This window comes from Enterococcus sp. NPDC086594 (genome assembly GCF_044746145.1).
Lineage (GTDB): Bacteria > Bacillota > Bacilli > Lactobacillales > Enterococcaceae > Enterococcus_D > Enterococcus_D entomosocium.
Genome location: NZ_JBIVBP010000003.1, coordinates 265344 through 291031, shown reverse-complemented (window position 1 = coordinate 291031; position 25688 = coordinate 265344). Strand labels below are relative to the sequence as shown.

Here is a 25688-nt window from a genome sequence, read left to right as displayed (position 1 = left end):
ATAACAGTTATTTTCGCTAGTTTTACAAAAAATGTCAAGAAAAATCTGCATCCAAAATGGAAATGGATACAGATTTTTTGTTCTTTAATCGAAAATATAGTTTTCTTTCTTTTCGATTACGCCTTCGATCGTCTCATTGATGATTTTGATGATCTGATCATCGGTGGGTGTGATGATACCCGCCGACATTAAGGAAGCCAAACCAGTCACAACGATCCATGCGCCATTATGTAGTGCATTTATCGCATCTTCGGATAGATCTGCATATTTTTCTTCTGATTTGATCAAGGATTTGAAATAGGTGGATGAAAAATCATGCATCAATTTCCCACCGCCGTAGTCGTCGATAAAAAGGGCGATGTAGAGATTGTGCTGCTCTTGCGCGAAGCGTATATAATTCAGGCCTAAATCAACAAGTTTGTCTCCTGTTCGAACGACTGGAAAAACATTTTCCGATAAATCTTTGAAAACAGCCTCCACCAAGGTATTTTTTAAGTCCTGCATATTTTCGAACTCAAGATAAATTGGTTGAGTAGAAATTCCCATGTGCTTAGCGATATTCCGGGCCGTAAAGTTGCCAAAACCTTCTCTATTGATCAGTTCATAAGCGGCCTTCAAAATGTGTTCTCTTGTATAGACCTTCCTTCGCATCAATAAATCCCCCTTTTTATATTTATTTAATTGTAACCGAGATATTCATTTTTTAAAAATAAAACACTCCTTCCGTTATCTTATTTCTATTCACTTTGTTCACTAAAAACGAATGTTTAGTAATAGGAAATGTTCTGCTTTTTTCATTTATCACAAAAAATCCAACGGATGGCGTTCTAGTTATTTTTCAAATCTACTTTTCTTTCTTGTTGAAAACTCGCTGAAATTGTACACTAGGAGTGTAGCACGCAAATTCGATTGAAAAAGGGGTTTGGAAATGGCTGAATCAAAAGAGCTATTATTGGAGACCTGCTTATTAGCAGGGAAAATCATGATGGAAAACGGCTCGGAAGTGTATCGCGTGGAAGATACGATGAATCGAATTGCGGCAAACGCTGGAGAGCAAGGGAGTATTAGTTATGTAACAGCAACTGGACTTTTTATGGGCTTACGCAGTAGCCACTATGCACAAGTAGAAAATGTTCATGATCGAGTCATCAATCTCGAAAAAATTGTTGCCGTCAATGGGCTCTCTCGCGCCTATGCGGAAAAGAAACTTTCCTTAGCGGAACTGCATGAGGCATTAAAAAAGGTCAATCAGACAACACCAAGTTTTCCTTACTGGCTACAGGTTCTTAGTGCTGGCGTGGTCAGCAGTACCTTAATGATTATTTTTGGCGGTGCTTGGTTTGACTTTCTAGCGACCTTCGTCATTGGCTGCCTTGGCTTTTTGTGTGCGTATTGGGTCAAGAAACTGATCGACATTCGCTTTTTGGATATGTTTTGTGCCTCCTTACTGATCGGTACTTTGTCTGTCTTAGCGGTCTCTCTTCATATCGCACAAAACGTCGATAATTTGATTATCGGTGCCGTCATGCCCTTAGTTCCTGGTGTAGCAATCACCAATTCCTTTCGAGATATCTTGGCAGGCCATCTCATTAGTGGCACAGCTCGGGGAACAGAGGCCATCTTTACTGCTGCCGCGATCGGTGTCGGCATTGCCACGGTCTTCACCTTATTTGGAGGGATCTCATGACGATTTTTATTCACCTTTCCTTCAGCTTCTTAAGCACTGTAACCTTCGGCATCTTGACCAATATTCCTAAAAGAGCCTTAGTTGCCACAGGCATTGCTGGAACGGTTGGCTGGATGATCTATTGGTCATTGCAAACGATTGGCTACGGTCTAGGCAGTGCCAACTTCTTAGCCGCATTTGCCGTCGGTTGCGTCAGCATCTTTTTTTCCCGCAGAAAAAAAATGCCCATGATCATTTTTAACATTCCCAGCCTCGTTCCCCTCGTACCGGGTGGGCCTGCCTACAAAGCCGTTCGAGAATTCGCTTTGGGCGACAACTTTGTCGGTTTTGAAAATCTGATGATCGTTGTCATCACCGCTGGGGCGATTGCCGGCGGGTTCATGATGACGAGTGTGGTTGAAAAGATCGTCAATCGCTGGCAAGTGAAACGCACAAAAAAACGTCACCCGGATAAAAAAATCTCCTAAAACTATTGGCGCGCAGAAACTATAAATTTTTCTTATTTCAGACTTTAGTACAATGTTTTCTTTTCGGACTTCTTTTATAATAAAGGCATACCTTACAAAACTGTTTGACGTTTGTCATTTGTTTTACTGGATTTTTCTGGTCCCACCCCGTATAGTGAGATTATGAAACATAAAGGAGATGAAGTCCTGTGAGCATAGCAACTTCTCGTCGTATCATTAATACGATTTCTATTATTGGCTTAGGTTTATCGATCGCGTTAACCATCTATTTTATCAATCTAGGTGTTTTTAAAGATATTAATGCACTGCGAGGTCTAGTTGGAAATTCCGTTATCTTAGGACCAATCGTCTTTATCCTATTGCAGATCTTGCAAGTAGTAATCCCGATTATTCCCGGTGGTGTCTCCAGCGCTGCAGGTGTCTTGATTTTCGGTCCTTATCTAGGATTCGTTTATAACTATGTAGGAATCAGTATTGGTTCTGTCATTATTTTCCTGCTTGGCCGACGATACGGTAAACCATTCATTTTAAGTATGATCAGTGACAAAACTTACGATAAATATATCGGCTGGTTAGACAACCAAAGCCGATTTGAAAAACTTTTCGCCCTTGCAATCTTTCTACCGGTTGCCCCTGATGATGCCCTTTGTCTAATGGCTGGCTTGACCAACATGACGGTGAAGAAATTTACGTTGATTATTTTGTTGGCAAAACCTGCTTCAATTTTCTTGTACAGTATGGCATTGATTTACGGTGGAACATTCTTAACTGGTTTGTTAGGCGGATAAGAATCATATGTAAGAAAAACGATCAATTCAGCGAGCCGAACGTAAAGAAGCTGCTTTTCAAACAGGGAACTATGCCTGTGGCAAATGTGCTTCTAAAACTGTTCGGCTCTTTTTTACCGCCTTTCTAGAATAAATTGAACCACAATACTTACTTTGTTAGGATGACGACCATGAATTATTTAAAAAACAGCTTAGTCAACACGTGGGATTTTTTGAAAGACAGCAATGCCTACTTCCGTGATGTTTTATTGATGCACGGTGCCTTGTTGTTCTTAGTGATCCCGATATTATCGGCTTCCACCAAGTTCGTCTTAAAGCGCGGCGGCTTGCCTTACCTTTCTTTCGATAATATCGGTAGTATCTTTACAGATCACCCTGTTGTGTTGCTCTCATTAACCCTGATTTTGCTTTTGATCTTATTAGCCGTCTTTTTTGAATTTACTTTCTTGCTGCTGAGTGTCTATTTTATCAAAAAGAAGCAGCCCATCAGCTTGCGGCAATTGTTACGAATGACTATTTTGCAATTGCGCAAATTACGGCCGATGACCTTTTTATTTTTCCTTTTTTACTTCTTACTGATTTTACCCATCGGTGGATTGAGTTTTAATTCGGATTTACTCGCAAAAATCAAAATCCCTGCTTTTATCATGGACTTTATTTTTGCCAATCGTGTCTTGATCATTGGGGCAGTGCTTTTGGTTTATGTTTTGTTGATTTACTTGGGGATTCGCGTGATCTTTGCCTTACCGGAAATGATTTTACGTGATCTGCCCTTTCGAAAAGCGATCAAAGAAAGCCTCCAAGTAACAAAACGCCGTTTTTTTGCCATCGTTGGTCAATTTGTCTTTATCGGTGGTAGTATCTTATTGATCACGACTCTGGGCTTCACGCTGCTGATTACCCTTCAAGCGGTGATTGAAGTTGTTACACCGGACTATGCGTTGTATAGTGCTGTTTTTATTATGACTTTCTTGCAGTTTATTTTGTTACTGAATGTCATTTTATCGACCGTGGCTATTTTTTACATCATCGTTGATTTCATGGATGATGAAGGCTTTTTACCAGAGATCCCTTCGTGGTTCCACCAAGAACCATTGAACCAGCGACATTTTCTAGGACTGAAAAGTTCCTTGTTTACCTTGGTCACGGTACTTTTTGGTGTTGGGGTTAGTCTGTATAATATGAACTATCTGACCTCAGCTGCTTCGATCCATCCGGTAACGATCTCCCATCGAGGGGTAAGCGACGGACAAGGGGTCCAAAATTCCCTTGAAGCGTTACGATTTACTAGTGAGAAATATCAGCCGGACTACGTGGAAATGGACGTCCAGCAAACAAGTGATGGTCATTTTATTGTCTACCATGATTTTTCTTACCGGCCTTTGACAGGCGGCAAAGGAAAACCCGAGCAATTGCCCTTGAGTTACGCCGAATCACTGACGGTTTCAGAAAACAACCAGACAGCCCGTATTCCAACTTTTGACGAGTACTTGGCGCTTGCCAATCAGTTGGACCAAAAATTACTGGTGGAGATCAAAACCCAACAAAAAGATACTGCGGCACTCGTAGATGCCTTCTTAGACCGATACCAAGAGGATTTAGTTGCAAATGGGCATATTATGCAAAGTCTCTCCTATACAGTTGTTGAAGAATTAAAAGAGAAGGCGCCTGAATTGACATCGGGATACATCATGCCTTTCAATGTCGTAGGGCCGCCACTGACCAGTGCCGACTTTCTGACAATGGAATACAGTACGATCAACCGCAACTTCATCGCTTCTGCCCGGACCGATGGCAAGGAAGTGTTCGTTTGGACCCCCAATGATGCGGATACTATCAGCCGAATGCGTTTTTACGGTGTAGACGGGATCATTACTGACCAAATGGGGATTTTAAATGAAGAGTTGAGTTTGTCGGAAGAAGACATGACTTATTCAGACAAACTATTGAATTTCGTGATTGGCGTTGGCTGATCTCACACAAAGAAAAATACTGCTCACGGTGATCCGTTGAGCAGCATTTTTTGCTAGTTGGTTAGGCAACGTTCGTTTGCGTACAAATTTTATTGAAACTGACGATCATCCGACGATTACAAGCTTCTACTTGTGCTTGATCTTCTTCTTCATAACTTGAAACGACGATCAACGCCGTATGTACGTATAGTTTTTCCACCACACCAATCACAGGCTTGCTCGCCCCGACAGGTCGGCAGACATATTTTTCACCGATCGTAATATTCTCCATATCCTCACCTCAACCGTTTTCTTTCATAAAGATATAATAACAAAAAAGCATCAAATTGAAAACGTTTTATTTCAATTTATCACGCATTTGTCACCAAGAAATGACAGTTTCGTTCGTTCAAACGCACTGGTTTGTTCGTGCCACTTCTTAAAAAGCATTTTATACTAAAGAAAATCAAAAGGAGATGAGTCAAATGCCAATTATTCAAACCTGTATCTTTGGACTATTGTCTGCTGCGTTGCTTTGGGGATTAAAAGAAGACCGCTGATTTTTTGGATCAACTATCGAGTAACACAACAAACGCGAAAATAAAACAACGCCTTGAGCCAATCAGAACTGGCACAAGGCGTTTCTTTGTCGAATTATAGGCGTTCGTTCAATTCTTTTGCAAGATCTTCGAAACCTGGTTTGCCAAGTAAGGCGAACATGTTTTTCTTGTACGCTTCAACCCCTGGTTGGTCAAATGGGTTCACACCGTTTAAGTAACCAGAGATACCTACAGCGATCTCAAAGAAGTACATCGTGTAACCTAACGTGTACGCATCCATTGTAGGAATTTTTACTAACAGATTAGGTACATCCCCATCTGTATGGGCAAGTAACGTTCCTTCAAAAGCTTTCGTATTAACAAAATCAACTTCTTTTCCTTCTAAGTAGCCAAGACCATCAAGATCTGCTTCTTGTGTAGGGATCGCAATTGATTTGCGTGGTTTTTCAACTTTTACGACAGTTTCAAAGATATTGCGACGGCCTTCTTGGATGTATTGACCAAGAGAATGCAAATCTGTTGAGAAGTTTGCACTTGAAGGATAGATCCCTTTTTGGTCTTTTCCTTCAGACTCACCGAATAATTGTTTCCACCATTCTGAGAAGTATTGCATGCCTGGTTCGTAGTTGATCAGCAATTCGGTTACTTTGCCTTTGCGATAAAGGATGTTACGCATTGCTGCATATTGATACGCTTCATTTTTTTCAAGGTCGTCACTTGCGTAAGCATCGCTAGCATCTGCTGCCCCTTGCATCAAGGCATCGATATCTGCTCCGCTGGCAGCGATTGGTAATAAACCAACAGCAGTCAATACAGAGAAACGGCCGCCGACGTCATCTGGAATCACAAAGGTTTCCCAGTTTTCGGCATCTGCTTCAACTTTTACTGCACCTTTCGCTTTATCCGTTGTTGCGTAGATCCGTTTGTTGGCTTCTTCTTTGCCGTATTTTTCAATCAAACGTTCTTTGAAAACACGGAAAGCGATCGCTGGCTCAGTAGTTGTTCCTGATTTTGAGATCACATTCACAGAGAAGTCACGGTCACCAATGATTTCGATCAAATCTGCTAAGTAAGTTGAAGAAATCGAATTACCGGCAAAAAAGATTTGTGGTGCTTTGCGTTCTTCATTTGGTAACAAGTTAAAGAAAGAATGATTTAAGAAATCAATCGCTGCTTTCGCTCCTAAATAAGATCCGCCGATCCCGATCACGACTAGTACTTCAGAATCAGATTGAATTTTTTCCGCCGCTTTTTTGATACGCGCAAATTCATCTTTGTCATAATTTTTAGGAAGGTCGATCCAACCTAAAAAGTCGCTACCAGCACCTGTTCCTTCGCGTAATTGTTTGTCTGCTGCTGTAACTTGACTTTGCATGTAGCTCAATTCGTATTCGTTCACGAATGGTGCTACTTTCGAATAGTCAAACTTGATGTGTGACATGATTTGTCCTCCTTGAAAAAATAGTTTTTCATACACTACCTACTTTACGTTTTTTTCCAACTTTTTTCAAGTAATTCCTGATAGATAGCCTGTCAGGTGATTTTAGACAAGTCCTTGAGCAAACATTGCTTTAGCAACTTTTTCAAAGCCTGCGACGTTCGCACCTAACATAAAATTATTTTTTTGATCGAAGGTTTCAGCTGTATCACGGCATGCTTCATATATCGACTTCATGATATCATCCAATTTGGCATCGACTTCGGCTTTTTCCCATTGCAATCGTTGGGAGTTTTGACTCATTTCTAAAGCAGAAACGGCTACGCCGCCGGCATTGGCTGCTTTTCCTGGGCAGTAGAAAATTCCTTCTTCAATAAAATATTCTGCTGCTTCTAATGAGCTAGGCATGTTCGCGCCTTCAGAAACGACCCGGACGCCATTGGCTTTTGCACGTTTGGCTTGCGAGAGATCAATCTCGTTTTGGGTCGCACAAGGAAAGGCTAATTCCGCTGGAGTATCAAAATCCCAGACAGTTGCCCCTTCATGATATTCCGCTGTTGGCCGTTCCTTGGCGTAAGCCGTCAAACGTTCGCGTTTCACTTCTTTGATCTCTTTTAATAAGGCCAGATCAATGCCGTCTTTGTCATAAATAAAACCAGAGGAATCAGAACATGTGACAGGGGTCGCACCTAATTCTTGCAATTTCTCAATTGCATAGATCGCAACATTGCCGCTTCCAGAAACGATCGCTTTTTTGCCTTCAAATGTTTCATCTAAGTCTGTCAATAAATGCTTAACGAAATAAACAGCGCCATAACCCGTTGCTTCTGTGCGGTTTTTACTGCCCCAGAAGTCTAGTGGCTTACCGGTTAAAATCCCGGCATCGTATTGTTTCAATCGTTTGTAGGCACCAAACAAATAGCCGATTTCCCGACCTCCGACACCAATGTCGCCAGCAGGAACATCTAGGTCAGGTCCGATATGTTTTGACAGCTCCGTCATAAAGCTTTGGCAAAAACGCATCACTTCGGCATCTGATTTGCCTTTTGGATCAAAGTCACTTCCGCCTTTGCCGCCGCCGATCGGCAGACCCGTCAAGCTGTTTTTGAAGATTTGCTCAAACGCCAAAAACTTCAAAATACTCAAGTTTACACTTGGGTGAAAACGCAAGCCGCCTTTGTAAGGCCCCATTGCAGAGTTGAATTGAATCCGATAGCCACGGTTTACTTGCCAGTTGCCTTGATCGTCTTGCCACGGGACTCTGAATTGGATAAAACGTTCTGGTTCAGTTAAGAGTGCAAGGATATTTGATTCAATATATTCTGGATGCTCCTCTAAAAAGGGAACGATCGTAGGTAAAAATTCGTCAATTGCTTGAAGAAATTCCGGTTGGTGTTGGTCTTTCTCGTGAATCTTCGCTTGAATTTCTTTCACGTAAGCTGAAGCTTTGGTCATAGTGCATTACCTCCTTTAAGATATTTTCTATTTTAAAGAAATTTTCTGAAATTGCACGCTTTTTTTTAGAATTGTCAGAATTTTTTATCATTCGAAAAAAATCGCCCTCTCCTTTCAGCAGTCATAGGCGATGTGTTACAATCCCAAAGAGGTGAGAAGAATGGAAAAAAACTATGATGTCATCGTTGTTGGTGCAGGTACGAGCGGTATGATGGCTGCGATCACCGCTGCCAAACAAGGTGCTAGGGTCTTATTAATCGAAAAAAACAAAAAAATCGGCAAGAAACTATTGATGACTGGCGGCGGACGCTGCAATGTAACCAATAATCGGCCGGTAGATGATTTAGTTGCTCATATTCCAGGAAACGGCAAGTTTTTGTATAGTACGTTTTCCCAATTCAATAACTATGATGTAATGGCGTTTTTCGCAGACTTAGGTGTCGTCTTAAAAGAAGAAGACCACGGACGGATGTTCCCTGTGACGAACAAATCAAAAACCATCGTCGAAGCGCTGCTTCAAGCAATCAACGATCATCACGTCACCCTGTTGACGAATACGGTCGTAACCAAGCTGATCCATGATGGCAGCCAAATACGCGGCGTACGAACCGAAACCGATGAGTTCTCTGCCCCAAGCGTGATTTTGACGACGGGTGGCCGCACCTATCCTTCCACGGGCGCGACGGGGGACGGCTATAAGATGGCGAAAAAAGTCGGGCATACCATTACGCCGCTTTATCCAACCGAATCGCCGCTTGTTTCAGAAGAATCTTTTATTCAAGAACGGACCTTGCAGGGCATTTCCTTACAAGACATCACCTTGAGCGTCTTGGATCAAAAAGGAAAGCCCATCGTCGCCCATACCATGGATCTTTTGTTTACCCACTTTGGGTTATCTGGTCCAGCTGCTTTGCGCTGTTCCTCTTTTGTGAACCAAGAATTGAAAAAGCAGCAACCAGTGACGCTTGTTCTGGATTGTCTGCCGACGAAATCCCAGGAAGCCTTGACCCAAGAATTGATTCAGTCTGCGGCTTCGAAGAAACAATTGCCGAATGCTTTAGCTGGCTTTTTGCCTGAGCGCTTGATGACCTTCTTTTTGCAGCAGCTAGACTTGCATGAGCTGGTTGCTGAAAAAGCCTCACCGGAACAGTTGACGGCGCTCGCTTCCTTGATCAAAGGCTTTTCAATCACCATTGTCCGCACGTTCCCATTAGAAAAGTCCTTCGTGACGGGCGGCGGGGTCCATCTGAAAGAAATCAACCCTAAGACCATGGAAAGTAAAAAAATCAATGGCTTGTATTTTGCCGGTGAATTGCTGGATATCAATGGTTATACAGGTGGTTTCAACATCACCGCTGCGTTTTGCACGGGTCATGTTTCTGGAAAAAACGCAGCAGAAACAGCTAGTTATTTCAATTATTGATCGACGACCCGGGTGTTCGCAGCAATATCCTGGCCTGTAGCTGCGAACACCTGGTTCTCCCCCTCTTTTTGCTTATTAGTTGGGTTTTTCTCAAAGTAGGCGTAGACTAAAGATAGCAAGATCGAGGGAGGTTTTTTTTATGAAACGAATTTCAAGAGGTAAATTTGAACGAATGCAAAAACTTTCAAATGAGGACGGTGTGATTGCCGCACTAGCGATCGACCAACGTGGTTCCATGAAAAAAATGATGAAGGCGGCAACTGGACCGGATGACTTTACGATGGAACACATTTATGAATTCAAACAGTTGGTTTCCCAAGAACTGACCAAATATGTCAGCAGTATTCTGTTAGATGAGGAATATGGCTTCTTAGGGATCGAAGCAAAGAATCCCAATGCTGGCTTGATCCTTTCCTATGAAAAAACAGGCTATGATGTCAACACGCCGGGTCGTTTGCCAGAGATTTTACCCAATGAATCGTTGCAGCGCTTGGTGAAAAAAGGTGCGGATGCTGCAAAAGTCTTGGTTTATTATAATCCAGATGAACCCCAAGAGATTTTAGATACCAAACATGCGTTTTTGGAGCGTTTAGGTACGGAGGCACAGGCGGCCGATATTCCCTTATTTGTGGAACCGATCGTCTATGATGATGAGATCACAGATGACAAATCACCTGCTTTTGCCAAGATCAAACCGAGCAAGGTCATCCGAACCATTCAGGAATTGACGAAAGATCACTACCATATCGATATTTTGAAAGTCGAAGTACCGGTTCAGTTCGACTTAGTGGAAGGCTTCCAAAAAGAAGGCTTAGAGGCCGTCTATACGCAAGAAGAAGCAGCCAATTACTTCAAAGAAGCCAGTGACGCCGCGACTCGGCCATTTATCTATTTGAGTGCGGGAGTTCCAGCGAATGTCTTTCGCGATGAATTGACCTTTGCTGGTCAACACGGTGCTAAATTCTCAGGAATCTTAGGTGGGCGAGCAACTTGGCGCGATAGTGTGGAAATTTATGGGAAACAAGGTGCCAAAGCGTTGTTGGAATGGCTGGACACCCAAGGGAAAGAAAATGTTGAAGAATTAAACGCCATTCTAAAACAATATGCCACTCCATGGTTTGACTTTTATGGTGGTTTAGAAAATATTGAGGTTTTCGATATTGAAGTAATGGAATAAAATAGTACAAAATAATCCCCGTGAACGGCATTTCAAGATGGTTCACGGGGATTTTTTATTCGTGTTCAGGTGCCAACAAATCGGCAAAGATCGCCCTAGTCAATTGTTGCAACGCTTGTGGAGCAAGCCCCATCTGCAACCCGCGCTTTCCTGCAGAAACCACGATTTCTTCCAGTGTCTGCGCCCCACGATCAATATAAGTAGGAAAGAGCTTTTTCATCCCGATCGGCGAACAGCCGCCGCGAATATAGCCAGTCGTTTCTTCTAAATCTCTCAGATGCAGCATCTCTACTTTTTTGTTTCCACTGACTTTGGCTAACTTTTTCAGATCCACTTCTCTGTTTCCAGGAATCACAGCCACTAGCGGACCTGTTTTGTTGCCCACTGCCACCAGCGTTTTGTAGATGGCTTGCGGGCGTGCTAGTTGCACAGCGACGGATTGCGCATCGAGATGGTCTTCCGACCACTCATAGGTGTATTCGTTATAAGCGATTTTCTGTTGTTCTACTTGACGGATCGCATTGGTTTTTTGTTTCTTCTTCGCCATTTTATCCCTCTTTTGTTTTGGTTTCTTTTAAGAGAAGGCCTTGGCTGGTCTTACTCATTGAGTGAAAATTCTTGTAAGTAGTTGGTCATTCGTTCGATCGGTATTTGTCCAGGTGCTGAAGCACCTTGCAACGAAGCAAAAGTAAAAACCGAACCAGTCAATGCCCCACTAACCCGGCTGATTTTCCCCAGCTCCCCCATCGACATGATCGCCAACGGCAGTTGGTTGAAGCCACGCGCTTTAGTAATGATCCCCATCAAACGTAAAACATCTTGGACTTGCTTGGGCATCATCGCTAACTTGCCAACATCGGCACCAAATTGATTCATTACGCCGATCTTTAAAATCAACACAGCATCTTCTGGCGTTTTCTCAAAATCATGATTGCTCAATATCAGCTTTACCTGTGCCTTTTTGATTTCTTGAATAAAGGCTCGACCTAAAAATTCAGCTTTCTCTAATTCGACATCGATCCAATCGATCAAGCCTGAATCAGCAGCAGCTAAACACAATTCTTTGTACTGGGTCAATGTGAACGCCCGCTCGCCCCCTTCTTCCAAGGTTCGAAAAGTGAAGAGCAGCTCTTTGTGCTTTAATGTCGTGCGAATATGTGATAACGCATCTAAGACCGCTTGCTGGTCTTCGACATGTTTGTAATGATCAACACGCCATTCGACGATCTGTGCCTCTGATTCCTCAGCAGCAATGGCTTGTTTCAAGATCTCTTCATTGGTTTTCCCAATCAATGGCACACAAATCAACGGTGTTTTCCCGTCTAACGTTACTGGTTTTGATCGGCTCATCTACTTCACTCCTTTTTCATTTGATAAAAGAATACTTTCAGATAGTTCCCTTCGGAAAAATGCTTATCTACCGCAAAATCAGCTGGTAGACGATAACTTTGAATACATTCATAAGCAACGTGTGCTTTCTCTAAGGATGCTTCGATCATTTCTTGAAACTTCCTCGGTGAAAGATTGGCCGCATTCGTTGAGGCGATCAACAAGCCATCAGGCGCTAAAATCGCCAAACTATCAGTGACTAAGTCGCCATAATTTTTCGCAACCGAGAAGACCTTTTTCTTGTTGCGGGCAAAACTCGGCGGATCTAAAACGATCACATCAAAGCGCAAGTCTTTTTTGCTGGCATAATTGAAGTAATTGAAAACATCCATGACATGGATACGCTGGGTATCTGGATCAATGCCGTTGACTGCAAATTGTTCGCGGGTCTTTTCTAGACTGCGTTTTGCCAAATCGACGCTCGTTGTTTGAGCAGCGCCACCGACAGCAGCAGCGACAGAAAACGCCCCCGTATAACTGAACATATTTAAAACCGTCTTGCCAGCTGCCAAGCCATCAACAAGTTGCCCACGAACTTCTTTTTGATCCAAAAAGATGCCCGTCATTAGTCCTTCGTTCAAATACGTCGCATACGTGACGCCATTTTCCTTCACCAGTAAGGGTTCAGGTGCCGTTTTTCCATAGACCCATGCTGATTCAGGCAGCTCAGACGTAAAGCGGATTTTTTCATAAGCCCCTTTGATCTCGGGAAATATTTGACGAAAAGCCGCCACGATCGCTTTTTTATGTTGATAAAGGGTGGCATTGTACCAAGAAAAAACGACATACTCGCCATACAAATCTACTGTAAGTCCCCCCATTTGATCCCCCTCGCCATTAAACAGACGAAAGGCATCTGTCAGGTCATCTTGATAGTAAGCAATGCGTTTGCCTTTTGCTTTCGCAAAGCGTTGCGCAAAGAATGCTTGGTCGATCACTGTTTCTTCAAAGGATACGACCCATCCGATCCCTTTATTTTGTTCCCCAAGATAGCCGACACCTAAGAAATGGTTGGCCTGATCAATAAAGGTGACCCACTCCTTCGTCTCGATTGCTTGTTGAAGATCTTCTCGTTGGATCAACGGATTCTTTTTGCGAAGCTTCGCTGATCCTTGCTTCGTTAGTTTTATTTTCATGTTCATCTGCTCCATTCATTCTCCTTTTTAGTATAGCAAAAAGCGACAGTATTGTCTGTATCCTTGAAAGTAAAGAAATACTTAATTCCGCGTCATGACAAGGAATTCATTTGACACGTCTTTCACAGCCTAGTAAAATGTACTGTGATGTAAAATCGTAATTTACCGGTTATACTGGAAAAAGAGAGGACGATTCCTTTGAAAAAAAATAAAGTATCCACCTTTGTGAATACAAGAATGGGCTTTTTTTTCCTATTAGCCCTATTATTTTGGCTAAAAAATATCTTTGCCTATATGGTGGACTTCCACCTAGGTATTGAAAGCAGCATTCAGTACTTCATCTTATTCATCAATCCGATCGCAACGACTTTGTTGTTGCTGTCGATCGCATTGTACGTAAGAAGAACCAAAGCAGCTTATATCACGATGCTTGTGATCTATTTCTTGATGACTCTGCTGTTGTTCTCTAATGTTTCGTACTATCGAGAATTCACTGACTTTATCACCATCAACACGATGCTCGGTGTAGGAAAAGTAGCAAGTGGTCTAGGAGAAAGCGCAATTCGCTTGTTCCGTCCCTACGATGTGTTGTACTTCATTGACTTTATCGTGCTGATTGCAGCCTTTTCAATGAAAAAAATCAAAATGGACACTCGTCCTGTGCGGGCACGGATGGCTTTTGCGATCTCAACCTTAGCTGTCATGGTCTTTTCTGCCAATCTTTTCTTAGCAGAAGCGGATCGTCCTGAACTGCTTACTCGAACGTTTTCTCGTGACTATTTAGTCAAATACCTTGGGATCAACGCCTTTACGGTTTATGATGGGGTACAAACTTATCAAGCTTCGCAAGTACGTGCCGAAGCGAGTCCCAACGACATGAACGAAGTAGAGAGCTATGTTAAAGAACATTACGCAGAACCAAATGATGATCTGTTCGGTATCGCAAAAGGCAAGAATGTCATTTATATTCACTTAGAAAGTGTTCAGCAATTCTTGATCGATTATAAATTGAAAGATGAAGATGGCGTGGAACATGAAGTCATGCCGTTTATCAATAGTTTATACCATAGCGATAGTACCTTTAGTTTTGATAATTTCTTCCACCAAGTAAAAGCTGGGAAGACCAGTGATGCCGAAACATTATTCGAAAATTCCCTGTTTGGATTGAATCAAGGAGCGTTATTCACTCAACTGGGTGGGAAAAATACCTTTGAGGCAGCTCCAGATATTTTAGGTCAAACGCAAGGCTATACCAGTGCTGTTTTCCACGGAAATACCGGTACCTTCTGGAACCGAAATGAAACCTACAAACGGTTTGGCTATGATTATTTCTTCGACGCATCTTATTATGATGTCAATGATGAAAATTCATTCCAATACGGTCTACATGACAAACCGTTCTTTGAACAATCCGTACAATACTTAGAACGTCTGCAACAACCGTTCTATTCAAAATTCATTGCGGTTTCTAACCACTACCCATATTCTGAATTTACCAATGAAGAAGGCGGCTTCCCGCTAGCGAACACTTCTGATCAAACGATCAATGGCTATTTCGCAACCGCGAATTATTTGGATAAAGCCGTGGAAGAGTTCTTCAATTACTTGAAAGAAAGTGGCTTATACGAAAACTCAGTCATCGTTTTATATGGTGACCATTACGGAATTTCCAATTCTCGTAACCGTAACTTAGCAGAATTGCTTGGAAAAACAAGTTCTACATGGACAAACTTTGACAATGCCTCGTTACAACGTGTGCCTTATATGATTCATATTCCAGGACAATCAAACGGCGGCATCAATCATACGTATGGTGGCCAAGTCGATGCCTTGCCAACCCTATTGCACTTACTGGGTGTGGATACATCAAACTATATCCAATTAGGACAAGATTTATTCTCTGATCAAAACGAACAACTGGTTGCTTTCCGCGATGGCGACTTTGTGACACCAGACTACACCTACTACAGCAGTACATTGTATGACAATCGTACCGGCATGCCGATCAACGATCCATCCGATGAATTGCAAGCCAAAGTCGATGAATGGAAAGCCAAAGTCGACAAGCAACTTTCGGTTTCTGATCAGATCAATAATGGTGACCTTTTACGATTCTACGCGAAAAGCGGTCTAGAAGAAGTTGATCCTTCGACCTATAACTACAAAGACGCCCTTCAGCAAATGATGGACATTGAAAAGAATCTAGGCAGTGATTCAACTAGTGCCTTTTCTCAAAATGGCAATCAATCGACCGTCGATCTGTATCAAACAAAAACCTTCCAAGAATACCAGCAGATGACGGAACAAGATAGCGGCGAGTAAAGTAAGAACAACCAATAATCAATCCAGTAAGGCACCTGCCTTGCTGGATTTTTTTGCACTATTTGATAGGAAAAAGTCGAACTTTCTTGCCACTTTTTTAGCTTCGATATTTTACTACAAGAACTTCATACTTTATTCAAACTCCCCTTTTATACTATGTACTAGGATGAGGTGACTTAGATGAAAACTATACATTTTGCGATTGCCAGCATTTTTTATCATAAAAAAGCCATGGTGCTTTATACGCTTGTATCCTTCTTTGCCGTGATTGGCTTGATCGTGACGTTTGCCTTGATCTATTCGATGGATCAAGTGATCGCTCAAACAAGAGATCTCTTGGCGACAGAAGATCTGCAAACGAAAGTAGCCGAAGAGATCCAACCAGTCACGACAATCTATCATCAACTGTTCTATTTGATTTTTAGTGCCTTTACACTGGTCTTTATTGGCTTTCAAGTTTACTATCAATTATATAAACGCTCGGAATACACAGCTTGGTTAGCAAGTGGCGCCACCACCAGACAATGGGTAGCGATGCAGATCATTGAAATGCTCTTGCCGCTCTTAGCAGCCGCTGTGATCGCCTTTGTCTTATTGCTACTCTTCCAGCCTTATTTCCAGCGGGAATTACTCAGTGGGCATATCATTGCCCTTGATCGAGAGCGTGCTTCTGATAACTTTTGGGAGGCTGTACAAAGTCTTCCTGGACAAGAATTCGCCATTACGATTCCGCAGAATAGTCAAATTCTGGTCCAAAATGTCGATTTGAACAGCACCACTTGGCTTGCTATTTTATTTGAAAGCACACGCCACACACTTGTCGTCTTACTTGCCGCTGTTACCAGTTTTACTGGTTTGATTGCCAGCGGACATAGTCTGTATTGGAGGAAAAAACAATGGAAAAACCAACTCAGCTAACGAAACCAATTGGTTTCTATTATGTTTCGAAAGACAATGAAACAAAAACTTCTGAATTAAGTTTGCTGCTTTCACAAAAAAAAGCCATCTTGATTCGTGCTCAATGGCCTTCCGTTCCCTTTTTATCCGTCATGGACAATGTATCTCTTGCAAATAAAAAAGGGGGCGATTTAGAGGGTGTTCTGCCTTATGTTCAGCTTCCCTTATCGGCTTTGAAAAAAGAGCGGACAGAATTAGGCCCCTTTGAGGAGATCAAAATTCAGCTGCTCTTAGCGTTACTTTCAGAAAGAGAAACCCTTTTAATCGAAAATGTCTTGAGCACGTTAACAACAGAAGAGGTCCAAATCCTGCTACCTTTGTGCCAAGAAATCGCCGAACAATTTGCTGTTGCCATCTATTTGATCCATGAAGACGAATGCTTTGCCCATACGCCCTATACCACTTATCTATAGTTTACATAGCCCTCATACAAAAAGGCTTGCTTGCAAAAGCAAGTCTTTTTGTTTGGGCTGCTGCCAATGAACCGCAAAAAAATCGACCGGCTAAGCGAATTGCTGCCGGTCGATTCCTTATTCTTCATTTAAGTCGATATCTGGAAAAGAGATTTTAAAGGTCGTGCCTTTGCCAAGTTCACTTTCTACACTGATCTTTCCTTTGTGCAGGCGTACGAGCTGTTCAACGATTGATAAGCCTAGACCTGATTCGCCAAATTGACGGTTTTTACGGGACGGATCGACTTTGTAGTAACGATCCCAAATATTTTTGACTTGTTCTTCAGACATACCGATCCCCGTATCACTGATTTCGATAATCGTTTCTAAATAGCCTTTTTCTATTCGGACCCGAATTTCTCCATCTTCCGTAAACTGGATCGCATTTTGTAAAATATTGACCATGATCTGGACGAAACGATCATAATCCGCGTAGACATCGATTGGCTCGGTTGTTTCTAAAATCAGCACATCTTTGGCAATTTCTGCCTTGCTCTCCAGTTGCGTCAACAGATTTTTGATGGTTTGCGTCGCATCAAATTTTTTGATGACCATCGAGATTTGATTGGTCCTGATTTTTTCGTAGTCAAGGTTTTCGTTGACTAATCGAATCAAGCGATTGGTTTCATTTTTCATCAAGCGGATCGCATTGTCTTTTTGATTCTCAGGAATTGCGTTGTACTCTAAGCCCTCCAATAAGCCATTGATGGTCGTCAACGGGGTACGCATCTCATGAGAAGCATCCGCCATAAATTGCCGACGACGTTCTTCTTGCCGTTCAATTTCTTCTTGGGATTCTTTTAAGGATTTCGTCATTAAATTAAAATCTTCGGCTAATTCATCAAATTCATCCCGATTATGCACCGGCAAGAAAATATCAAAATTGCCATTAGTAATTTCTTTGGTTGCTCGTTTCATTCGATTGATCCGTCTTACTTGGAACGTAGCGAAAAGGTAACTGATCAATAATGAGACAACGATCGAGATCAAACAAACTTTAAACAAGTTTTGATTAAAAGCACTGACAAGATTCAAAATACTGCTTGCCGATTGCGAAACCACCATTACACCGTAAAAATCCGTGCGATTGACAGAAAAAGGTATCAACACATAGGAAGTCAGTTCTTTTTCCCCGTATAAATTTGTGGCGGAAGTCAGTTGTAGACGCGCCCCATTTTCTAAGGATTGCCAGTCTTTTTCAGAGATCGGAAAATCAACAGCATGAGCGGTATCTAGTGGATAAATAATGTCATCAGGACTTTTAAAGAAAGCAAAAGAGATATCTTGGTTGCTCAAAATATTCTCAGCCAAACGCAAGGAATACTGTAGATAGCCATCCCGGGTCATATTTTGCTGTAAATATTCTGAATCACTGATTTGCGAAATCGTCGCGACCGACGAAGCATACCCCATTAACTGCTCATAATTCCGTTCTTGTAACGTTTGGCGTGTCATTTGAGTAAACGCAATACCAATCGTCATCAAGATCACGAAGATCACCACGAAAAATGCAATCAGCTGTTGATACAGGTAGCGCATTAAGCAGCACCCGCATCATCAAATTTGTACCCAACGCCCCAGACGGTTTGAATGATCTGTGGCCCCACTTTTTCAATTTTTTGTCTTAGTTTTTTGATGTGTGCATCAACGGTCCGTTCATCGCCAAAGTATTGGTAATCCCAAACCAGTTCTAACAGCTGTTCTCTCGAAAACACTTGTCGCGGTTTTTTCGCTAACGTATAAAGCAAATCAAATTCTTTCGGCGTCAACCCATCGATGGGTTTGCCATTTAAATAGGCTTCCCTTGTTTTTGTGTTCATTTTGAAATGATCGGTGACGATATCAAAGGTGGCATCGGAAGCTTCAGGTGTTGTTTTTTCAACCAATTCACTGCGGCGGTGTAATGCCTTGATCCGTGCAATCAAGGTCAATGGACTAAAGGGTTTCGTCACATAGTCGTCCGCCCCCATCTCTAACCCGATGACTTGGTCGCTTTCTGAATCACGGGCCGTCAACATAATAATAGGAACTGTACTAGAGATTTTACGAATTTCGCGCGCCACCATCATGCCGTCCATGGAAGGAAGATTCAAGTCAAGGGTGATCATATCCCACTTGTCTGGTTCAGCAGCAAAGGCCTCTAGTCCTTCTTTGCCATCGTATTTAAATACTGCTTCCCATCCTTCATTCAAGAAAAACATTTGCATCATTTCAGAAACAGATTCATTGTCTTCAATCATTAATATATTCATTTTCTTCACCTCTATGTTCTTTATCAAATCGTTGCAGATTTTCTTCGATCAGGCCAAAGATCGGCACGATGAACCAAGGGATCACGATCATTTCAACTAGAAAAAAATTGGTCCATTCTTGCCATTTCAAGACAAACCCAATGAGCGCCATGATTCCGCCAAAAAGCAGAAAGAATCGGGCAGATAGTTTTTGGGCCTGTCGCCAATTGCGTTCATTTTGTTTTGCTAGATAGGAACGGTAGCCATAAATAAGGTTCATTTTTTTTGATGGAAAAAGAAAAAAAGTGAGACCAATCAAGAAAAAAATGCTGCCAATTACTAAAAAAATCATCGTTTCACTCCATTCTTCCTATAGTATACTCGAATTTCTTTCTTCTACCAACAACTTCACCGATTATTCATAAAGGTTTGCCTTTTTTTCAATCTTTGATAAGATTGTGAGTGGACTATGACTATAAACCTTAGGAGTAAGATACATGACCTATAAAGCATTAACTTTTTTTGATCTTGACGGTACACTTTTAGATGAACACTCGCAAATCACTTCGGAAATTGCTGAGGCGATGGCGAGGTTGCGAAAAAACCAAGTACTGCCGATCATTGCAACAGGCAGAACCGAACCTGAAGTTACCGCTATTCGTGAAGCAGCTGGTATTACCTCGAACATCGTCATGAACGGTGCTTTTATCCGCATTGATGGCAAAGAAGTTTTTTCCGATACCCTTGAGCCTGAGCTTTGCGCAAGGATGTACCAAGCCGTCAAAGACAATGGCGATGAGCTGTGTTATTACAATGAGAAAGGCTATTGGGCGACTGGTCACACCGAGGAAATGGTTGGTGCATATAACTACGTCCGTAGCCCTCTACCAGAAATCGATCCTCTGCATTATGAAACTGATCGGACCAATATGTTGTTAGTTTTAGGTGTCGGCAACGATGCTTATTATCATGAGCGTTTTCCCGAACTAACTTTTTATCGTAATACGCCCTTTTCAATCGATGTCGTAAAATCCGGGACTTCTAAAGGGACTGGCGTAAAAACCTTGGTAGAATTATTGGGTCTAGAAGATGTACCTACCTTTGGCTTTGGTGACGGCAGCAACGATTTCGCCCTTTTAGAAGCTTGTGACCACAAGATTGCAATGGGAAATGGGATTCAAGAGTTAAAAGAGCTGGCAGACTTCGTGACCTTGAAAAATACCGAAGGCGGGATCGTACACGCCCTGAAACATTTTGACTTAATCTGATTCTTTGCACACGCACGAAAATATGGTATACTAGTGAATGGTAGCGATACCCCTTTTATCAAGGGGATGTTACGGATTCGACAGGCATAGTTGAGCCTGAATTGCGCTTCGTAGGTTACGTCTACGTTAAAACGTTACAGTTAAATATAACTGCTAAAAACGAAAACTCTTACGCTTTAGCTGCCTAAAAACAGTTAGCGTAGATCCTCTCGGCATCGCCCATGTGCTCGAGTAAGGGTCCTATTCTAAGTGGGATACGTTTTATCTTTCCGTCTGTAAGATAAAAAAGAGATCATCAGACTAGCGATACAGACTGCCTGTCACTCGGCAAGCTGTAAAGCGAATCTACAAATGAGTTGACTATGAGCGTAGATTTTTAGGTAGCAATATGTTTGGACGCGGGTTCGACTCCCGCCATCTCCATTTTAAACTGTCAGTAAGTGACACTAAGAGCCAAAACCTTGATTTTACAGGGTTTTGGCTTTTTACTTGTGCCAGTATGTGACACTATTTGACTACCAATCTAAATAGTTTTTTCAAAAGCACGCAAAAAAAATCCCGCCACTCCGAAAAGTGGTGGGCTAGAAGTGATGCCGTCCGCTGGCGTGCTTCCTAAATCCTTCTGTGTCGCCTTCTCTGATTTCTATAGGATATAAAAACAAAGAGAACCTTAGAATAGTCACGTCGCTACAGTGTGATTACGATATTCTAAGTGTTCTCTTTTTTGCCTTAGCCTACTTTTCAAAAAGTTATTTTTTCGTGAGTCTGATAATTTCTGAAATATCGTCAATTTCTAATGCATTAGCGATTCTTTCAATATGTTGAAGGTAAACTTTCTCTCGTTTTCCATTTGCCAGCTTATTAATAATCGAAGGTTCAATATCCGATAAGCGTGCTAACTCTCTTAGAGAAATTCCTCGGCTTTTTACAAGCTCTTTTAAGCCTATTTCTATTCTTCTGTTCATGTGTTCCCCACCTTTTCTGCAAACAGATGTTGTTCCTAGAGACATCATATAGTAAAATAGGATTAAAAGTGGTGTCTATACAAACATCAATAAAATCAGAATGGAGGCGTTACGTTGAAAGAAATAGAAAAGATGGGTATTAAGACGAGTAATAAGCAGCCGGTAAAAGAAATTAGCTACCAGGACATATATGGTTTAGGAGATACTTTGGAGCAATTGAAATCTTGGCAAGAACCACTCGGTGTATTAGAAAAATTTTTCAGTGACAAAAAAAGACCCGTGAATAAGCAGAAAATCATCCGAGATTATCATGCCTGCTCCTTATTATTCCATGTTTTTCTCACAGACTTAGGTAGCTCCCTCGAAAAACTGGAACTCCAGATTGGTGATTTAAAGACTCGAAGAAAAGTTTAATACCAGAACGATAGGTTGAGCTCCTATCAAGGTATAGACTATCGTTCTCTTTGCTAATTGGTTTGATAATTGAAAATGTTTAACAGCTTATTCCCTTAGTTCTTCCCATTTGATATGATGAAAGCATCAAACGAAGGACGTGATTAGATGAAACTAACCTTACTGGCTCCCTCTTTTTCTGTCATCCAAGTAAAGAGTATTGATCCTTCGATACTGAAGATTGTTCCTCTTTTTTTTGCCCATACGTCAGAAGAACTTTCTTTGGTGTTACCAACTGCAAACGTTCCAGCTGAAACGCTAAACAGAGAAGATGGATGGAAAGCGATGAAAATAATTGGTGTGCTGGATTTTAGCTTGATTGGCATTATTGCAAAAATCTCTTCCCTTCTAGCCGAGGAGTCAATCAGTATTTTTGCTGTTTCTACCTTCAATACTGATTATATTTTAATCAAGGAGCATCAGGTAGAACAAGCTCGTACTGTTTTAACCGCCAATGATTATTCTTTTGTCAATTGAGAAAAAACTTTTTCTTCCTTACTACAAGTTACTCTCGATCGCTTTATGAAATACAAAAGAACGACTGAACCAAAGAAGTTCAGTCGTTCTTTTGTATTTCACTTGTCGTTGAAGAAAGATAAGAGTACTGGGTATCCCAAATAAAAGACTTCCCCAAGCTTTCATTTTCCCCAGTACTCTTCATTGCTCGTTGTTAAGATAATCATAATACAAAAATGATTTTTATTCAATAACTATGCTTTAAAAATAAACAAAATGCTATTTTGTGACAATTTATAGGGGTTTCACTTCATTTCTAGCTAATATTCCCTATATCTGTTTATATTCTAAATCGTTACGTGAAGCATCAGTTGATGAGATGCGATCCCTTCGATAGCGATCCTCCTTCTTTTAAAGTTTTGAATTTGAGGAAATTCAGCCTTGTCAATCTCGCATTCCCATGCTAACATGAATATGCAAACGTTAACATTAAAATGCACACGTGAACATTAGTTTGAGGAGGATTTTTAATGGCAAAAATTACAGATGTACAAACAGTGTATTATCGGATACCTCTTCCGGAAATCATGGAAGATGCGAAGCACGGCTTACACACCCACTTTGAAGTGCCTATCGTCAAGATCGTTACTGATGAGGGACGTGAAGGTGTGGGCTATACGTATACTGGTGGCTTCGGTGGCGAATCGATTGCCAAACTGATCGACAAAGAACTAAAAGCAATCCTTTTAGGGAAAGATCCAGCATGTGTGGAGGCCTTGTGGGATCAGATGAACTGGGGCATTCACTATGTTGCCAGAGGCGGTTTAGCGAGTTTCGCCATTGCGGCTTGTGATATTGCCTTATGGGACTTACGCGCGAAAAAAGCACAAGAACCCCTCTACAAACTTTTAGGCGGCGCAAGTAACAAAGTCAAATGCTATGGTGGTGCGATCGATCTAAACTTTTCTCTTGAAAAACTCTTAGCCAATAATCAAAAATATTTAGACATGGGATTAAAAGCGGTCAAAATCAAATTGGGTCAAAAAACACTTGCCGAAGATATTGCTCGAATAAAAGCGGTCAGAGAATTGATTGGTCCCGATGTTGTCTTTATGGTGGATGCCAACATGAGCTGGTCTGTTGAAAAAGCAATCAAAGCCGCCAAACTGATAGCGCCTTATGACATTTTGTTCCTTGAAGAACCAACAATCCCCGAAGATTACGAAGGCTACGCTCGTATCGCTAAAGAAGGGCAAATTGCGGTCGCAGGCGGGGAAAACTTGCGCACCCCTATTGAGTTTGCTCATATGATCAAATATGGCAATGTCGATTTTCCACAACCCGACGCTTCCAATTGCGGTGGGATCACCGGATGGTTGAAAATTGCTACCTTAACACAAACAAGTAACTTATCTGTTTCTACACATGGCATGCAGGAATTACACGTCAGTCTACTGGCGGCGATGCCTAATGCTGGGTATCTTGAAATGCACAGTTTTCCAATCGATCAATACACCACGAGACCATTAGTGATCGATCCATCCGATGGCCGTGCGATTGCACCAGAAGAACCAGGGATTGGTGTCATATTTGACTGGGAGAAACTTGCTCCTCATAAACAACCCTTTTAACTGAAAACCCACGATTATTTCCTTTAGGATTAGGAAATAATCGTGGGTTTTTATTACAGAATCAATGGCTTTTCTTCAAATGGAAGCCACCGTTCATCAATAAGGGAACGATACCAAGCGGCTGATTTTTTTAATGACCGGGTCCGTTCTTCATTTAACTCAATTCGGACGAGACCATAGCGGTTCTTAAATGCATTCATAGGTGAAACACAATCGGTAAATGCCCAAAGCATATAGCCTTCGCAGTTGGCGCCTTCCTCGACGGCTTTTAGCAGCCAGTAAAGATGTTCGGTAATAAACTGAATCCGATAATCATCTTGGACTTGACCTGTGGCATCCATATACTGTTCTTCATTTTCCCGCCCCATACCATTTTCAGTGATCAGCCATGGAATATTGCCATAATTCTCTTTAAGATAATTAGCCATATCGTACATGACCTTCGGATAGATTTCCCAGCCACGAGAGTTATTCATTTGTTTTCCTGGCAAATCAAAGGTCTCATAAAACATTTCTGGATGAAATGGTGTATCCGAATGCCATTGATATCGTGGTGCCCGCACGCGTTTCGGGTAGTACTGATTGACACCTAAGAAATCCACCGTATGGGTGCGGATCGTTTCCAGATCTTCTTCTGTCGGATCAAAGTAGATGCCATAGGTTTGGCAAAGTGTGATAAGTTCCTCTGGATAATGACCTTTGACCATTGGATCAAAAAAGATCCGGTTGAAAAAGAGATCATACATTTTTTGCGCTTTTTGATCCTCCGGTGAGGAAGAGCGTGCGTAAACCATTTCTGGATTCAGCACACAACCGATGCGCCCCTCATAGCCTTTTTCATGATAGGCAGCCACTGCTTGGGCGGATGCCAATACTTTGTGATAGTTCCAAAGCATCCATTTTTTCGTATTTTGTTCATGGGGCCAGCGAATCGCGTCAAGATAACAACGGGTTTGAATAACGATCGGCTCATTGAAGGTGAACCACTGTTTGACTCGATCACCGTAACGTTCGAAGGCAATCTCGGCATAACGGGTATATAGATCGACCACTTTACGCGAGCTCCAACCATCATAGGCATCCATCAAACTAGCTGGCAGTTCATAATGTTCCAAACAAAGCATCGGTTCGACACCAGCCGCAAGCAATTGGTCGATAAGCTGATCGATATGAGCAGCATAGTCTTCATCAACGATCAGCTGCTCATGATCGGTAAAGAAGCGCGCCCAGTTGATCGATGTTCGATAATGGGTCAAATGAACCTCCTGCATCAGTTGAACATCCTCTGAAAACTTTTCCATAAAATTCGTCGCAACAGCAGGCCCGTAGCCATTATGCCAGACAAAGCGTTCTTCTTTGTACCAGCGATCGAGATACGAATCTTGCCCTTCTTTCTTTCCCTGCCAGCCTTCTGTCTGCCAAGCAGACGAAGCAGCCCCTAAAATAAATGTTTCAGGTATTTTTACCATTTTTTCAAAACT

Annotated in this window: 25 protein-coding genes and 1 other RNA gene; 14 read left to right on the top strand and 12 right to left on the bottom strand. The window is 41.9% G+C overall.

Going from position 1 to position 25688, the window contains the following annotated elements; genetic code table 11:
- Positions 1 to 84: 84 nt before the first annotated feature.
- Positions 85 to 651, bottom strand: a complete 567-nt coding sequence (locus ACIPK1_RS07645) for a TetR/AcrR family transcriptional regulator (RefSeq protein WP_005237185.1) — start codon at positions 649 to 651, stop codon at positions 85 to 87.
- Positions 652 to 928: 277 nt separating this feature from the next.
- Here ACIPK1_RS07645 and ACIPK1_RS07640 point away from each other — a divergent pair, with 277 nt between their 5' ends.
- From ACIPK1_RS07640 to ACIPK1_RS07625, 4 genes are all read left to right on the top strand, one after another.
- Entirely contained in the window at positions 929 to 1687 is a 759-nt protein-coding gene (locus tag ACIPK1_RS07640; protein WP_016619873.1) for a threonine/serine exporter family protein, read from the top strand.
- Complete coding sequence (locus ACIPK1_RS07635) at positions 1684 to 2154, top strand: threonine/serine exporter family protein (protein WP_005237187.1); 471 nt, start codon at positions 1684 to 1686, stop codon at positions 2152 to 2154. Before ACIPK1_RS07640 ends, ACIPK1_RS07635 begins: the two co-directional genes overlap by 4 nt.
- Positions 2155 to 2342: 188 nt before the next feature.
- Positions 2343 to 2942 (top strand): TVP38/TMEM64 family protein, encoded by a 600-nt coding sequence (locus ACIPK1_RS07630; protein WP_005229140.1) that lies wholly within the window; start codon positions 2343 to 2345, stop codon positions 2940 to 2942.
- A gap of 170 nt (positions 2943 to 3112) precedes the next feature.
- A complete protein-coding gene (locus tag ACIPK1_RS07625) occupies positions 3113 to 4915 on the top strand; it encodes a glycerophosphoryl diester phosphodiesterase membrane domain-containing protein (RefSeq protein ID WP_086299271.1) in 1803 nt (600 codons plus the stop codon).
- A 61-nt stretch (positions 4916 to 4976) separates the two neighbouring features.
- On the opposite strand, the gene ACIPK1_RS07620 is transcribed toward ACIPK1_RS07625, so the two are convergent.
- The 3 genes from ACIPK1_RS07620 to gdhA form a co-directional block, all read right to left on the bottom strand.
- Complete coding sequence (locus ACIPK1_RS07620) at positions 4977 to 5186, bottom strand: hypothetical protein (protein ID WP_016619871.1); 210 nt, start codon at positions 5184 to 5186, stop codon at positions 4977 to 4979.
- A gap of 362 nt (positions 5187 to 5548) precedes the next feature.
- Positions 5549 to 6895 (bottom strand): glucose-6-phosphate isomerase, encoded by a 1347-nt coding sequence (locus ACIPK1_RS07615; protein ID WP_005229134.1) that lies wholly within the window; start codon positions 6893 to 6895, stop codon positions 5549 to 5551.
- 102 nt (positions 6896 to 6997) lie between these two features.
- Positions 6998 to 8347, bottom strand: coding sequence for an NADP-specific glutamate dehydrogenase (gdhA, locus tag ACIPK1_RS07610; protein ID WP_087664370.1), 1350 nt, complete (start codon positions 8345 to 8347; stop codon positions 6998 to 7000).
- A gap of 160 nt (positions 8348 to 8507) precedes the next feature.
- Between gdhA and ACIPK1_RS07605 the strand changes: the two genes are divergently transcribed.
- Positions 8508 to 9770 (top strand): NAD(P)/FAD-dependent oxidoreductase, encoded by a 1263-nt coding sequence (locus ACIPK1_RS07605; RefSeq protein WP_400450421.1) that lies wholly within the window; start codon positions 8508 to 8510, stop codon positions 9768 to 9770.
- Between the two features lie 139 nt (positions 9771 to 9909).
- Positions 9910 to 10947, top strand: a complete 1038-nt coding sequence (locus ACIPK1_RS07600) for a tagatose 1,6-diphosphate aldolase (RefSeq protein ID WP_005237193.1) — start codon at positions 9910 to 9912, stop codon at positions 10945 to 10947.
- 55 nt (positions 10948 to 11002) lie between these two features.
- Here ACIPK1_RS07600 and ybaK read toward each other — a convergent pair whose 3' ends face one another.
- From ybaK to ACIPK1_RS07585, 3 genes are read right to left on the bottom strand one after another with little or no spacing between them, the layout of a single operon-like run.
- Positions 11003 to 11494, bottom strand: coding sequence for a Cys-tRNA(Pro) deacylase (ybaK, locus tag ACIPK1_RS07595; RefSeq protein ID WP_005237194.1), 492 nt, complete (start codon positions 11492 to 11494; stop codon positions 11003 to 11005).
- 50 nt (positions 11495 to 11544) lie between these two features.
- Positions 11545 to 12297, bottom strand: a complete 753-nt coding sequence (aroD, locus tag ACIPK1_RS07590; protein ID WP_005229128.1) for a type I 3-dehydroquinate dehydratase — start codon at positions 12295 to 12297, stop codon at positions 11545 to 11547.
- A gap of 5 nt (positions 12298 to 12302) precedes the next feature.
- On the bottom strand, positions 12303 to 13472 hold the full coding sequence (locus ACIPK1_RS07585) for a class I SAM-dependent rRNA methyltransferase (RefSeq protein WP_400450418.1): 1170 nt from the start codon (positions 13470 to 13472) through the stop codon (positions 12303 to 12305).
- Between the two features lie 237 nt (positions 13473 to 13709).
- On the opposite strand from ACIPK1_RS07585, the gene ACIPK1_RS07580 reads away from it, so the two are divergent.
- The 3 genes from ACIPK1_RS07580 (at position 13710) to ACIPK1_RS07570 (ending at position 17164) form a co-directional block, all read left to right on the top strand.
- Positions 13710 to 15794 carry an LTA synthase family protein gene (locus ACIPK1_RS07580; protein WP_016613914.1) on the top strand — a complete coding sequence of 695 codons (2085 nt, stop codon included), beginning with the start codon at positions 13710 to 13712 and terminating at the stop codon, positions 15792 to 15794.
- 180 nt (positions 15795 to 15974) lie between these two features.
- Positions 15975 to 16712, top strand: a complete 738-nt coding sequence (locus ACIPK1_RS07575) for a hypothetical protein (RefSeq protein ID WP_005237197.1) — start codon at positions 15975 to 15977, stop codon at positions 16710 to 16712.
- Complete coding sequence (locus tag ACIPK1_RS07570) at positions 16691 to 17164, top strand: hypothetical protein (RefSeq protein WP_005237198.1); 474 nt, start codon at positions 16691 to 16693, stop codon at positions 17162 to 17164. Before ACIPK1_RS07575 ends, ACIPK1_RS07570 begins: the two co-directional genes overlap by 22 nt.
- Before the next feature lie 117 nt (positions 17165 to 17281).
- Here the strand turns inward: ACIPK1_RS07570 and ACIPK1_RS07565 are convergent, their stop codons facing one another.
- Genes ACIPK1_RS07565 through ACIPK1_RS07555 form a run of 3 tightly spaced genes read right to left on the bottom strand, consistent with a single transcriptional unit; the run spans position 17282 to position 19786 of the window.
- Positions 17282 to 18742 carry a sensor histidine kinase gene (locus ACIPK1_RS07565; protein ID WP_005237199.1) on the bottom strand — a complete coding sequence of 487 codons (1461 nt, stop codon included), beginning with the start codon at positions 18740 to 18742 and terminating at the stop codon, positions 17282 to 17284.
- Positions 18742 to 19455 carry a response regulator transcription factor gene (locus ACIPK1_RS07560; RefSeq protein WP_005237200.1) on the bottom strand — a complete coding sequence of 238 codons (714 nt, stop codon included), beginning with the start codon at positions 19453 to 19455 and terminating at the stop codon, positions 18742 to 18744. Before ACIPK1_RS07560 ends, ACIPK1_RS07565 begins: the two co-directional genes overlap by 1 nt.
- Positions 19436 to 19786, bottom strand: coding sequence for an SdpI family protein (locus tag ACIPK1_RS07555; RefSeq protein ID WP_005237201.1), 351 nt, complete (start codon positions 19784 to 19786; stop codon positions 19436 to 19438). Before ACIPK1_RS07555 ends, ACIPK1_RS07560 begins: the two co-directional genes overlap by 20 nt.
- Positions 19787 to 19931: 145 nt before the next feature.
- Here ACIPK1_RS07555 and ACIPK1_RS07550 point away from each other — a divergent pair, with 145 nt between their 5' ends.
- Positions 19932 to 20702, top strand: coding sequence for a Cof-type HAD-IIB family hydrolase (locus ACIPK1_RS07550; RefSeq protein WP_016619858.1), 771 nt, complete (start codon positions 19932 to 19934; stop codon positions 20700 to 20702).
- 62 nt (positions 20703 to 20764) lie between these two features.
- Positions 20765 to 21128: a transfer-messenger RNA gene (gene ssrA, locus ACIPK1_RS07545) on the top strand.
- Positions 21129 to 21451: 323 nt separating this feature from the next.
- Here the strand turns inward: ssrA and ACIPK1_RS07540 are convergent.
- The gene (locus ACIPK1_RS07540; RefSeq protein WP_034872498.1) at positions 21452 to 21667 is read right to left on the bottom strand and encodes a helix-turn-helix transcriptional regulator; all 216 of its coding nucleotides are present in this window, start codon (positions 21665 to 21667) and stop codon (positions 21452 to 21454) included.
- A 114-nt stretch (positions 21668 to 21781) separates the two neighbouring features.
- Between ACIPK1_RS07540 and ACIPK1_RS07535 the strand changes: the two genes are divergently transcribed.
- From ACIPK1_RS07535 to ACIPK1_RS07525, 3 genes are all read left to right on the top strand, one after another.
- Entirely contained in the window at positions 21782 to 22081 is a 300-nt protein-coding gene (locus ACIPK1_RS07535; protein ID WP_016613909.1) for a hypothetical protein, read from the top strand.
- 147 nt (positions 22082 to 22228) lie between these two features.
- Positions 22229 to 22597, top strand: coding sequence for an ACT domain-containing protein (locus tag ACIPK1_RS07530; RefSeq protein WP_005237205.1), 369 nt, complete (start codon positions 22229 to 22231; stop codon positions 22595 to 22597).
- A gap of 509 nt (positions 22598 to 23106) precedes the next feature.
- A complete protein-coding gene (locus tag ACIPK1_RS07525) occupies positions 23107 to 24207 on the top strand; it encodes a mandelate racemase/muconate lactonizing enzyme family protein (protein WP_400450417.1) in 1101 nt (366 codons plus the stop codon).
- A gap of 53 nt (positions 24208 to 24260) precedes the next feature.
- On the opposite strand, the gene ACIPK1_RS07520 is transcribed toward ACIPK1_RS07525, so the two are convergent.
- The gene (locus ACIPK1_RS07520) at positions 24261 to 25676 is read right to left on the bottom strand and encodes a glycoside hydrolase family 1 protein (RefSeq protein WP_400450415.1); all 1416 of its coding nucleotides are present in this window, start codon (positions 25674 to 25676) and stop codon (positions 24261 to 24263) included.
- Between the last annotated feature and the right edge of the window lie 12 nt (positions 25677 to 25688).

What these genes read in the sequence shown, in the direction of transcription:
- ACIPK1_RS07645 (WP_005237185.1), bottom strand. Translation starts at nt 651, where the DNA reads ATGCGAAGGAAGGTCTATACAAGAGAACACATTTTGAAGGCCGCTTAT.
- ACIPK1_RS07640 (WP_016619873.1), top strand. Translation starts at nt 929, where the DNA reads ATGGCTGAATCAAAAGAGCTATTATTGGAGACCTGCTTATTAGCAGGG.
- ACIPK1_RS07635 (WP_005237187.1), top strand. Translation starts at nt 1,684, where the DNA reads ATGACGATTTTTATTCACCTTTCCTTCAGCTTCTTAAGCACTGTAACC.
- ACIPK1_RS07625 (WP_086299271.1), top strand. Translation starts at nt 3,113, where the DNA reads ATGAATTATTTAAAAAACAGCTTAGTCAACACGTGGGATTTTTTGAAA.
- ACIPK1_RS07620 (WP_016619871.1), bottom strand. Translation starts at nt 5,186, where the DNA reads ATGGAGAATATTACGATCGGTGAAAAATATGTCTGCCGACCTGTCGGG.
- ACIPK1_RS07615 (WP_005229134.1), bottom strand. Translation starts at nt 6,895, where the DNA reads ATGTCACACATCAAGTTTGACTATTCGAAAGTAGCACCATTCGTGAAC.
- gdhA (WP_087664370.1), bottom strand. Translation starts at nt 8,347, where the DNA reads ATGACCAAAGCTTCAGCTTACGTGAAAGAAATTCAAGCGAAGATTCAC.
- ACIPK1_RS07605 (WP_400450421.1), top strand. Translation starts at nt 8,508, where the DNA reads ATGGAAAAAAACTATGATGTCATCGTTGTTGGTGCAGGTACGAGCGGT.
- ACIPK1_RS07600 (WP_005237193.1), top strand. Translation starts at nt 9,910, where the DNA reads ATGAAACGAATTTCAAGAGGTAAATTTGAACGAATGCAAAAACTTTCA.
- ybaK (WP_005237194.1), bottom strand. Translation starts at nt 11,494, where the DNA reads ATGGCGAAGAAGAAACAAAAAACCAATGCGATCCGTCAAGTAGAACAA.
- aroD (WP_005229128.1), bottom strand. Translation starts at nt 12,297, where the DNA reads ATGAGCCGATCAAAACCAGTAACGTTAGACGGGAAAACACCGTTGATT.
- ACIPK1_RS07585 (WP_400450418.1), bottom strand. Translation starts at nt 13,472, where the DNA reads ATGAAAATAAAACTAACGAAGCAAGGATCAGCGAAGCTTCGCAAAAAG.
- ACIPK1_RS07580 (WP_016613914.1), top strand. Translation starts at nt 13,710, where the DNA reads ATGGGCTTTTTTTTCCTATTAGCCCTATTATTTTGGCTAAAAAATATC.
- ACIPK1_RS07575 (WP_005237197.1), top strand. Translation starts at nt 15,975, where the DNA reads ATGAAAACTATACATTTTGCGATTGCCAGCATTTTTTATCATAAAAAA.
- ACIPK1_RS07570 (WP_005237198.1), top strand. Translation starts at nt 16,691, where the DNA reads ATGGAAAAACCAACTCAGCTAACGAAACCAATTGGTTTCTATTATGTT.
- ACIPK1_RS07565 (WP_005237199.1), bottom strand. Translation starts at nt 18,742, where the DNA reads ATGCGCTACCTGTATCAACAGCTGATTGCATTTTTCGTGGTGATCTTC.
- ACIPK1_RS07560 (WP_005237200.1), bottom strand. Translation starts at nt 19,455, where the DNA reads ATGAATATATTAATGATTGAAGACAATGAATCTGTTTCTGAAATGATG.
- ACIPK1_RS07555 (WP_005237201.1), bottom strand. Translation starts at nt 19,786, where the DNA reads ATGATTTTTTTAGTAATTGGCAGCATTTTTTTCTTGATTGGTCTCACT.
- ACIPK1_RS07550 (WP_016619858.1), top strand. Translation starts at nt 19,932, where the DNA reads ATGACCTATAAAGCATTAACTTTTTTTGATCTTGACGGTACACTTTTA.
- ACIPK1_RS07540 (WP_034872498.1), bottom strand. Translation starts at nt 21,667, where the DNA reads ATGAACAGAAGAATAGAAATAGGCTTAAAAGAGCTTGTAAAAAGCCGA.
- ACIPK1_RS07530 (WP_005237205.1), top strand. Translation starts at nt 22,229, where the DNA reads ATGAAACTAACCTTACTGGCTCCCTCTTTTTCTGTCATCCAAGTAAAG.
- ACIPK1_RS07525 (WP_400450417.1), top strand. Translation starts at nt 23,107, where the DNA reads ATGGCAAAAATTACAGATGTACAAACAGTGTATTATCGGATACCTCTT.
- ACIPK1_RS07520 (WP_400450415.1), bottom strand. Translation starts at nt 25,676, where the DNA reads ATGGTAAAAATACCTGAAACATTTATTTTAGGGGCTGCTTCGTCTGCT.